General features: G+C 40.0%; 9 protein-coding genes. 3 read left to right on the plus strand and 6 right to left on the minus strand.

Going from position 1 to position 9,646, the window contains the following annotated elements; translation table 11 throughout:
- Window positions 1-279: 279 nt before the first annotated feature.
- Genes BUB55_RS13345 through BUB55_RS13370 form a run of 6 tightly spaced genes read right to left on the minus strand, consistent with a single transcriptional unit; the run spans window position 280 to window position 6,258 of the window.
- Entirely contained in the window at window positions 280-1,659 is a 1,380-nt protein-coding gene (locus BUB55_RS13345) for a glycosyltransferase (RefSeq protein WP_073192320.1), read from the minus strand.
- A gap of 30 nt (window positions 1,660-1,689) precedes the next feature.
- On the minus strand, window positions 1,690-2,442 hold the full coding sequence (locus BUB55_RS13350) for a hypothetical protein (RefSeq protein WP_143153082.1): 753 nt from the start codon (window positions 2,440-2,442) through the stop codon (window positions 1,690-1,692).
- Window positions 2,443-2,447: 5 nt separating this feature from the next.
- The gene (locus tag BUB55_RS13355; RefSeq protein ID WP_073192324.1) at window positions 2,448-3,434 is read right to left on the minus strand and encodes an AAA family ATPase; all 987 of its coding nucleotides are present in this window, start codon (window positions 3,432-3,434) and stop codon (window positions 2,448-2,450) included.
- Window positions 3,427-4,536, minus strand: coding sequence for a DUF262 domain-containing protein (locus BUB55_RS13360; RefSeq protein ID WP_073192327.1), 1,110 nt, complete (start codon window positions 4,534-4,536; stop codon window positions 3,427-3,429). The genes BUB55_RS13355 and BUB55_RS13360 overlap by 8 nt, the downstream gene beginning before the upstream one ends.
- 22 nt (window positions 4,537-4,558) lie before the next feature.
- Complete coding sequence (locus BUB55_RS13885; protein ID WP_083597042.1) at window positions 4,559-5,920, minus strand: FISUMP domain-containing protein; 1,362 nt, start codon at window positions 5,918-5,920, stop codon at window positions 4,559-4,561.
- A 47-nt stretch (window positions 5,921-5,967) separates the two neighbouring features.
- Window positions 5,968-6,258 carry a DUF7724 family protein gene (locus tag BUB55_RS13370; RefSeq protein ID WP_072813196.1) on the minus strand — a complete coding sequence of 97 codons (291 nt, stop codon included), beginning with the start codon at window positions 6,256-6,258 and terminating at the stop codon, window positions 5,968-5,970.
- A 411-nt stretch (window positions 6,259-6,669) separates the two neighbouring features.
- Here BUB55_RS13370 and BUB55_RS13380 point away from each other — a divergent pair, with 411 nt between their 5' ends.
- The 3 genes from BUB55_RS13380 (at window position 6,670) to BUB55_RS13390 (ending at window position 9,553) form a co-directional block, all read left to right on the plus strand.
- The gene (locus BUB55_RS13380) at window positions 6,670-7,695 is read left to right on the plus strand and encodes an AAA family ATPase (protein ID WP_073192333.1); all 1,026 of its coding nucleotides are present in this window, start codon (window positions 6,670-6,672) and stop codon (window positions 7,693-7,695) included.
- Window positions 7,689-8,675 (plus strand): AAA family ATPase, encoded by a 987-nt coding sequence (locus BUB55_RS13385; RefSeq protein ID WP_073192335.1) that lies wholly within the window; start codon window positions 7,689-7,691, stop codon window positions 8,673-8,675. The genes BUB55_RS13380 and BUB55_RS13385 overlap by 7 nt, the downstream gene beginning before the upstream one ends.
- A gap of 320 nt (window positions 8,676-8,995) precedes the next feature.
- A complete protein-coding gene (locus BUB55_RS13390) occupies window positions 8,996-9,553 on the plus strand; it encodes a toxin-antitoxin system YwqK family antitoxin (protein WP_073192338.1) in 558 nt (185 codons plus the stop codon).
- Window positions 9,554-9,646 lie beyond the last annotated feature (93 nt).

Below are 9,646 nucleotides of genomic sequence, written 5' to 3' on the forward strand. Positions count from 1 at the left end.
TTGTGTTTGATTTGTGGTTATTTCAAATCTAAAAATTGGAACATCCTATTTTTTTACCCCCTTAGTGGAATTTGCGAAAGAAAATATACGTTACCTATTATCTCGGCGAAAACATCTACAATTCCACAGGCGAACTAATCCAACGGGATTTGGGGTATGAGCTCGATCGCGATGCTCGCTCTGAGGCATGAGTGCGGCCCTGCGGGCCTTTGAGGTAAATTAGAAACACCCCGTCACTCAAAAGTGGCGGGGTGTTTCTTTATAGACAGTAGGGTTTCTTTACGAATTCAAATTATCCAACAGCACCTGTTTACCAGGACTTTCCCGTTCAACACTCTGGAAGACTTCGCTTAACTTCGATAGATTTTCCAAAGTTTTTCTATCTGATTTCAAGTTCACGATGGCGTCAATCAACACCTTCGGTGTGATACTTTCCACAGGAACCATGTTGTTAATGCCGTATTTACGAAGCCGCATGGCATTGTCAATCTGGTCTTTACCCAAGGGAAGAATCAAGAATTTCTTGTTGTTATAGACACATTCCTTGATTGTCGCAAGGCCGCCATGTATAAGGGCGAATTCTAAGTTCGGAGCCGAAAGAATCGCTCGCTGCGGGACCCAGCTGGCAAAGATAATGTTGGACTGGTTCTTAAATTCAGTCCATTCATAATCGTTTATTAGTTTCGAACCAACGCCCAGAACCAAGCGATAGTCGTTCAACTCCGCAGAACGCATGGCCTCGCACATGCAATGGAATAGATGACGGGCCTTACCCTCGTAATCGAGAACCTGTGAACCGGCTGTTACAAAAATTAATTTTTTATTGCCTGCGCCTATTACAGTAGAATCTAAGACACTGTTTGTCGAAGAATTCAAATCCCTATCCAGAATGCAGGGTTCCACATAGTGAACTTTTTCACCAGGGTTGTAATGTGTGTATTCGTATTCGCGAGGACAAGGAATCAGTTCGTCAAAATACTGTAGGTCCTCTACAAAATCTTCAATATCAATTTCAGGATCTTGTAACAAGTCAACAAAGTCTTCTTCAGCGTCCAATGCAGCCTGTTTTAAATCGCCATATCTACAAAGATTCACCAACTTAAAAAATTCCGTCGGCGAAAAAGCCATCAAATTCTGTATTGCACGCATGGCAGGGTCTTCGCTGGGATGTCTTAAATATGTCGTGGTAATAACGACATTCACATCATAAATTTTGTGGATAAGCAAACTTTCTAAGGATGTAAAATAACCCGAGACGAGCAAGTCGGGATTGACATTTGTCATTGTTTGGTAAAAATGCAGAGCATCTTCATACAAGTCTTTATTTAATTTGTCCTTGTACTTGGCCAAATCTTCCCCTAACGCACTATATGCGATTGCCCAGATATGGTCAGGACGCCAACGTTCATTGGGGCTAGTGTGGCTTTCTGTTGTGTAGCCCAGCGGATAGATGTTTTCAAAAATCCGTGAATAGGGAAAAGAAGTGACCGCACCGTTAATGGCAATCGGGAAAGCTTTGACAACACCCTCGCAATCAACGATTCCCATATAATTAACGGTGTGACCGTTCTTGAGCATATCTTCTGCCCATTTCAACGTGGGTAGCCAGTGTCCCTGTTCCTTGTAAACATCGGGCCAAAAGAGAATTGTTTTGGGCATTTGAATACTCCTTACTCTGTAATGTTAATTTTAAATTGGACGAATCATATAGGTAAAATCTTTGGAATTGTCGAAAAGGTTCTCAAAGCCGCTAGATAATAATATTTCAACTTTGCCACTACTCGAATTGACAATCAAATAACGATCGTGTTTCTCTATGAATGCTGACGACGGCACTATACGAACTGTAATTGTTGGAAAAGTTCTTTTGCAATGTTGAGCAATTCTCTCCAATCCCATTTTTATAGATGGCTTGGAATCATATACAGTGAGTGTTCTGCATGCAGATTCATCCATTAAGCGGAGAATATTCGATAGTAGTTCCATATTATCCTTTGCCGGTCTGTCTGTCACATACAGGTATTTATCATATACTTGTATGCTCATAGCATTTTGAAACAAAGATTTTAAATGTGCTATACATTTTTCTCTTGGTTCTTTAAAAAAGGAACCAGTGTAATTCAATTGCAGTTTTTCATTACCACTTATGTTCACATAAGGAAAATCATTCCTACTCTCATTCAAAATAAGCTTCAAAGTTGTTTTTGTAGCCATATCTTCAAGAGATAAATCTGATGAAATACCACTTTTCAATAAACTAGCTTCCAGTTCAGGAGACATCTCTTTTCCTATGCGCTGATACTGCGCTTTATTGGCTAAATGAGGTTTGTAAAATGAAAAGAGGTTCTGTACCCTAGAACGGGATGCTTCATCAGGCGGCATTGACCCAATATCTAAATATAATCGTAGTAATTCATCACTAAGAACAAGTTGAGGATTCATAACAATCAGCCTATTTCCAACAAATGAGACAAAGACGCATCAAAAAATCCAGATGGGAAGCCATTTGCAAAATGACCAGTTGATTCAATATTTATTTTTTGAAAATCCTCTTTGTACGAGGGTTTATAGAATAAGCAAACATTTTCCGAAAGAAAATTCTTTCGGAAAACCTCATATTGGATGCGATTTATTAAATGTTCGCAGTGAGTTTCAACAATAACCTGAATACCCTTCGAAGCTATAAAGGCTAAAAAATGACCTACTTCTGACTGTGCTGCAGGATGGAGGTGAATTTCAGGGTTTTCAATTATAACCGTTTGTCCTGGCTTAGCTTGTAAACAAACAATAATGACCTTGGCAATATAGCTTACACCTGCACCTAATTGAGTCGGTTCAAGGTTATCCAATTCACCAAATCCATAAGAAACTTTCAGTTTTTCAGAAGATACTTTTTCGACATGTAAATTAACATAAGAATCGTTTAATATTCTCTTTAGCCAGTAATCAACATTAAAGGATAAAGTCTGAACACCTTCTTCAGAGATTAGTTTATCTTCTATAGGTTCGTTTTGATGTTTAAAGTAAGAACTCATTACATATTCAGCTTCATCGCCAATTTCTGTTGATTTGGTAATATTTTCAAATGTTTTAGGTCCAGAACGATTTTCTGAAAGGTAAAAAAATTCTCTATTTTTTTTAAATGGAATCTTCTTTTCCGGGCATTCAACAACTTCATCATCCATTGTAACCTTGATTCCATTCAAAGAAATTTCTATCGCTTTGGCATTAAAATATCTGTTGTGAACAGAATCAAAGGACCATCTTTCGAACAGCTTTGAATCGTCATTTATTACATCAGAAAAAAGCAGTATAGATTGTATAATAGACGATTTACCAGAAGAATTGACACCTGTTATTACATTCAGGTTTTTAAACTGAAAATTAGCCGAATGAATGCATTTAAAATCAGAAATTGTCAGAGATTCAATCATGTTCGAACTCCCTTTGCAATGCAATAATTGCATTAAAACGTTCATTAACCCTTGTTGAGCTATCTACTTGCTTCGAAAAATCCGAATGGTAGAATAGATCTTTTTGTTCTTTTAAGCGGACTAAAATTTCTTCTTTTCTAGCCAGAAAATCGATTTTTTTACTAGAAAAGAAATATGACAATGATTCAAATAAAGCCATATTGATTGGCAATCTCTTTCCACTGCTATTTTTGAAGCGGAAGGCATCTTCTTTCATAACGGAATAACTATTTGTCATGCTATCAGTAAATATAGATTTTAGCAAAGAAATTTTTTCATCATTGAAAGAATTGATAATATCCATAATGTCGCCCAAAAAATCGTCTATATCACTTTTGTATTCAAGTTTGTTCAATTCAGGCCATTTTTGATAATACATGTAAAACGAAAGAAACCTTAGAATAATATAGCGATCCTTCATTCTTTCTGGTTTGACGGATTTGTCAATAGCGTCCTGAAAAACTTTAGATTCAGCCAACTCTTTAAGCAAGGCCGTTGATTTCCCTTGATGCAAAGCATTTCTCATTTCCTGGTGGTTTAACTTGACACCACCACGATTCACTCTGTCAAAAATATCAAATTTGACCTTTTCTGGAGTTGGAGGCTGAATACGATATATGGTCATCTGAAAATCTTCTATCTTCCCCTGCATGATAAAAGAAAGATCCTTAAATCTTTTTCCCTTTTCTCCAATAAGAATATTTAATTCTGTAAGGGGGAAATCATTATTCATGTATTGAAAAATAGCAGTCAAGCGTTGCCGACCATCAACAACCTGCAATCGACCATCATTCTGCTCAAATAAATAGATAACAGGTAGGGGTATCCCCATCAAAATGGATTCTATCAACTCGGACTTCTGCTTGGGACTCCAAACAAAAAGTCTTTGAAAATCTGGATCTATAATAAGTTCATTTCTTTCAGGTTCTGCTTTTCGCTTAAGTTGCAATAAAGGGAACTGATCTCGGGTGATTTTTACCTGAGCCGGATAAATAGGGTGGTCCACCTCTTTATCAAGAGTGGACGCATCGTCTAGATCTGTATCTAAAGTCTCTTGTTTCATATTACACAACATCAATTACAAATTAATCCTTTATACAACGAACGGACATGTAATGGTAATTATTAAATGAACTCCACCAAAAATCAGATTCGTCATCCTGAATAGATATTACATTGCGAGCATTTGAACCTGTACTGACAAAAGCAAATGACGCAACAGAAACACCTTCTTTATTTAGATAATTAAACCCTTTAGAACTATAATAACCCGCAGGAATCGCTGAAAAGCCAGATTGGTTCGTAGAATCATTTATGTTCCAATAACTAGAGTTAGCTATTTTCATTTTATTATTTGCGTCCTCCCCTAAAAAGGAAATTAGATTTTCGTATTGTTTTTTAGAAGGAAGAGACCAACCATTTGGACAGATACTATCAATATATTTCGCCATTTTTGTAAAGTCTTCTTCATAAAGCCTTCCAAAAATGCTACAATCACCTTCTTCTAAGCTCTTCCAGTTACCTCCTCCGCACAATGATTTGCCTGCCCATATGGTACCAACCGTATCCTCGGGAAGATAGTTCAAATTTTCGGCCATCCAAACCTGTGAGCCTATTGTTACAGTTTTGTAAACTTGTCCATCTCGTAAATCCGTCAGAGTATTATTTTCGGCATCATAAACACTATTTAACGACGACGAACTTACTACGTTTATCCCGCTACTGCTAGATTCTACGATTTCTTCAGAACTTGATGATTCTTCTACATTTTCGGAACTAGACTGCGTTGCCGTTTCGCTACTACTTGATTCAACATTGGAACTAGAGGAATCTATTTTCTCGCTACTGCTAGACATCTCCGAACTTGAAGATTCTTGAACATCACCACTTGAAGAATTCGGTTTATTATCACTTGACGACGAAATAATTACCACAGAGGAAGAGGATTCTTTTTCACAATTGGCTGGGTCTAGTACATATGTTTCACCATCTTCGCAAAGATAGAGTTTGGTTTCTTCACTACTGCTAGATTCAACAGGTTCTTCTGAACTAGAAGGGGAGGAATCGTCGTTGTCGTAACCGGACGAACTAGATTGCTTCGTTTCACTCGCAATGACGCTGCTGGACGACGAACTGGACAACTCGTCACTATCACTACTCAGAATGACTGATTTAACTGATGAACTAGATTCTTCGCTTGCGCTCAGAATGACATTGTTTGTAGAGGATGAACTGCTGTTGATTGCAATCCAAGAGCCGCCTTTGCAGATGTGTTCTACATCGCTATCAGCTGGCTTGATTATCGTTCCCTCATTGGTTGCATCGCAAGGAATTTCCGAACTATGAGAATTTGAACTATTTTCAATGTTGGGACTACTAGAATTATCGCCACGACAGGAAACAATCAACAGGGAAAGAAGAAACGAGTAGAGAATTTGCTTATACATTAGTTACCTCCATTCTGTGTTTTTCCCATACGAGCTGTGTAATTTCATTAAGCTGTTGCTCGGACATTGTCCACCTCGACGGATGTTATCGGTTGCAAGAAAATTTTCGGGTCGATGTAAAGGTCTTCAAGGATGGGGACCAGGTCGATATAGTCCTCGACGAGTTTGTCCTTGTTCTGGCTATATACGGCATCGACCACCAGGTAGCCGTTGTCCCATTCCTTCACCTTTGCAATCTTGACAAGGCTATACGGCCCCTTGAACCGTATAGTCCGTCCGTTAAAGGAGAAGGATATGTAACATCCGTCATTTGACAGGATTGCCTTAGAATTGACCATATTTGAAATATAATTTAATTGGCGGGCTTAGTCAATAGCCTTAGGGGTCTGACTAAATGCTCGCTTGCACGATTCCTGTAAAAAAGGTATATTCAATGGTAAAAAGAGGTATATTCTGACTGGGTTTGAAAAATATTTGAAGGATTATTTTGATCGAAAGGAAGCGCTTGCTTACCGTTCAAAGATTATACAGCGTACAGAAAACCTGTTTGAACGAAACGCTTTGTTGGAAGAGTATTATCCATTATGGGTTCGGTTTATCAGCGATTTTGAGAAAATTAATCGGAACTCTACGGTGCGTGTCGAATGTAAAAGACGATATGGAGAAAAATGCGTAAGGGGGCCGGACATAATAGAGATGTGGGAAAGATATTTTAAGGAAAAATATGTGGCTGTACCAAAGTTAAAACGATGATTGCAAAGACGCTTAAAATAGAGAATTTTCGAGGGATTCGGAACCTTGACTTGGATTTTGGTGAATCTAGGATGGTTGCCTTTACCGGGCTAGATTCGGCAGCCAAGTCTGCGGTGCTTACAGCCATGCGGTATCTGCTTTCGTGGTATGTTGCCCGACTGATGAGTCCCATGGGGCGCGGCATACAGATTGAATTGGATGATATTGACGGTGGCGATGGATTCGGCTACCTCGAAATGACGGTACAAATACCTGAATTCGAAAATCGAATGGTTCGGTGGTCGCTTTTGAAAAAGCGATCCTCTTGTGACAAAAAGATTGGTAGGTCTGCAAACCGAGGCGAATTGAACGATTTCGTAGATAGCCTGTTGAGGCGTCGAACAGATGGTTCGGAACAGGATTTATTCTTGGTGGCCTTCTATCCTGCCGATCGTGTTGTGAAGGATGTTCCGCTACAAATTCATGACAGCGAAGCGTTGGACCCATTGGATGCCTTTGATGGTTTTAGGCGCGGAACGGAAAATTTCCATTCGCTCTTCAGATGGCTTCGCGAACGTGAAGACTTGGAAAACGAGAAACGTCGGGATGCGGGCGAAGGCTTTACGGGGGATGTTCAACTGAATGCATTCCGTACTGCAATTGAAGTTCTCCTGCCCGGTTACAGGAATTTTCGTGTAAAGCGGGATACGCTCTCTTTGATGGTTGAAAAGAACGGATCTTTACTGTCATTTGACTTGTTGCCGGAAGAAGAAATGAACTATGTGGCATTGATGTGCGACATTGCTCGAAGATTGACGATGGCGAATCCTGAGGCTTCAAGTCTGTTTGACAAGACCGCGATTGTCATGATAGACGAAATTGAGCTAAACACAAATCCTGAATTGCAATCGGGTTTGGTATCGCGCCTCAAGAAGGCTTTCCCGCAGGTTCAGTTCTTTTTGACTACGCAATCCCCGCGCATAGCAAAGGATTTGGACTGTTGTAGGGATTCTTTGCTTTTTAATATGGACGGAAAATGTTGAGAAAAATCGTAATTGAAAATCTGGGTGTGTTTAGGCATTTGTCGATGGAGTTCGCTCCGCGTCTGAATATTCTCTGCGGAACAAACGGAACAGGTAAGTCCTTTTTGTTGGATTCCGTGTGGTTTGCCTTGACGCATCGATGGCCCATCGAGCCCGTTACGTCTATCAAAAAAGCCAGAATTGAATGCATTGGGTCGGATTCGTCTGGTGACCATATGGATTACTCGGCTTCATTTGACCGTAGTGAACAGGAATGGACCTGGTCGCCGGACAAATTTGACAATACAGGATTAGTCTTTTATGCAAGGGCGGATGGCGGCCTCTGCGTTGCGGATTCTGTACAGGGAAATTCACTAGCCCTTTCTTTGCATGAAATTTGGAATGGGCGGGAAAAATCCGGCAAGTTTGTATGCGAGGGTCTTGTTTCAGATGTCCTCAAATGGCAGAATCGCAGAAGTGAAGAACTTGCCATGTTCGAAAAGATTCTTGAGGCTCTTTCTCCATCAAATTTCAAAATAAGATTGTCTTTGCCAACACGGATATCGCTTGATGATGTTCGAGATATTCCGACAGTGGCGTTGCCTTACGGAAATGTTCCTGTACTCCATACTTCTTCGGGAATCCGCCGCATTTTGACTTTGGCTTATTGCCTTACTTGGGTATACTCTGAACATTGTCGTGCATGTAATGTGGCGGGAATGTCGTATGATTCGAGAATGACATTCTTGATGGACGATGTTGAAGCGAACCTGCACCCTGATTGGCAGGGATCTATTCTTGAATCAATCTTTGCTGCAATTTCTGCCTTGCGTGGTTCCCTTGAAAATGTGCAACTGTTTGTAGCGACAAAATCACCGATGGTGACCGGTTGGGCAAAGGTGCATTTTGATTTCCCGCTTGACGGAATGCTTGAGTTACGAGAGGATGAAAAAAAATACGTAATGTTGGATGATAGCCCGTTACTCACTTGCAAGATTTAAATTTTTTTGCTAAAATTTAAGTGAATTCGGCTGGGCTCCACACCATTAAAGAGAGTATATAGGATGCTGGAAAGAAGTCGCACCGCAAGGGACCCTCTTAACTCTCACTAGAGGAAACCCAGAAGTCTTGGATATGCGCCCAAGAGGCCGAATTCTTTTTATATGCGATTAGTCACGACACCAACGCTAAGGTAGGACACTGGGCTAATCTGCAAATGTATGTTTCTCCGAAGATTATCTGTGAAAGGGTAATTGGGCATGTACTGGCAAAACTCACATGTTGGAACGGGATATACTGCATATTTTTTTATAATTAGATTATGCTTGACGAAATAAAGAGAGCTTATTACGAATCCGGGAAATTGAAGGAAGAAACAAGATATTCCGGCGGCAAGAAAAATGGCCCTTGCCGGCAGTATGATGAAAACGGAATTCTTGTTGCCGAACAGAATTACAAAGACGACGTGCGTGAAGGTAGGAGTGCCTCTTTTTATGCTAACGGGAATGTCAAGAGCGAACTCTTTTACGAACATGGCGAACCATCGGGCGTACAAACGGATTATTATGACGATGGCTCCGTGTATAGAAAGCTTCCCATAAAAAATGGATGCGTCGAAGGGCTTGTGAAAATGTATGCTAGGGAGGGCTTTTTAGCATTTGAAGCTCCATTTCATCTTGGTATAGTAAACGGGATTGCTCGTAGATATGACAAGAAAGGCTTGATTGTAGAAGAAGTTCCTATCTATGACCATAAGGTTGATGGTGTTCGGCGTGTTTATCGAGAGGGCAAATTGTATGCAGAAGAAAGGTATAACAAGGGAAAGCGGGATGGCTTTACAAAAATATATGGTCGAAATAACCTAGACCAATATCTCTGAATTTGTCCCTTTTTTAGTTGAAAATCCAGGTCTCCAACTGGTGTAAATCTAGGCTATTAGCGCTTCATTGTCAAGTAGTTTCATGCTCTTTTC

Source organism: Fibrobacter sp. UWP2 (assembly GCF_900141705.1).
GTDB lineage: Bacteria > Fibrobacterota > Fibrobacteria > Fibrobacterales > Fibrobacteraceae > Fibrobacter.

Coding starts and splice junctions, on each gene's coding strand:
- BUB55_RS13345 (WP_073192320.1), bottom strand. CDS start 1,659: ATGCCCAAAACAATTCTCTTTTGGCCCGATGTTTACAAGGAACAGGGA.
- BUB55_RS13350 (WP_143153082.1), bottom strand. CDS start 2,442: ATGAATCCTCAACTTGTTCTTAGTGATGAATTACTACGATTATATTTA.
- BUB55_RS13355 (WP_073192324.1), bottom strand. CDS start 3,434: ATGATTGAATCTCTGACAATTTCTGATTTTAAATGCATTCATTCGGCT.
- BUB55_RS13360 (WP_073192327.1), bottom strand. CDS start 4,536: ATGAAACAAGAGACTTTAGATACAGATCTAGACGATGCGTCCACTCTT.
- BUB55_RS13885 (WP_083597042.1), bottom strand. CDS start 5,920: ATGTATAAGCAAATTCTCTACTCGTTTCTTCTTTCCCTGTTGATTGTT.
- BUB55_RS13370 (WP_072813196.1), bottom strand. CDS start 6,258: ATGGTCAATTCTAAGGCAATCCTGTCAAATGACGGATGTTACATATCC.
- BUB55_RS13380 (WP_073192333.1), top strand. CDS start 6,670: ATGATTGCAAAGACGCTTAAAATAGAGAATTTTCGAGGGATTCGGAAC.
- BUB55_RS13385 (WP_073192335.1), top strand. CDS start 7,689: ATGTTGAGAAAAATCGTAATTGAAAATCTGGGTGTGTTTAGGCATTTG.
- BUB55_RS13390 (WP_073192338.1), top strand. CDS start 8,996: ATGCTTGACGAAATAAAGAGAGCTTATTACGAATCCGGGAAATTGAAG.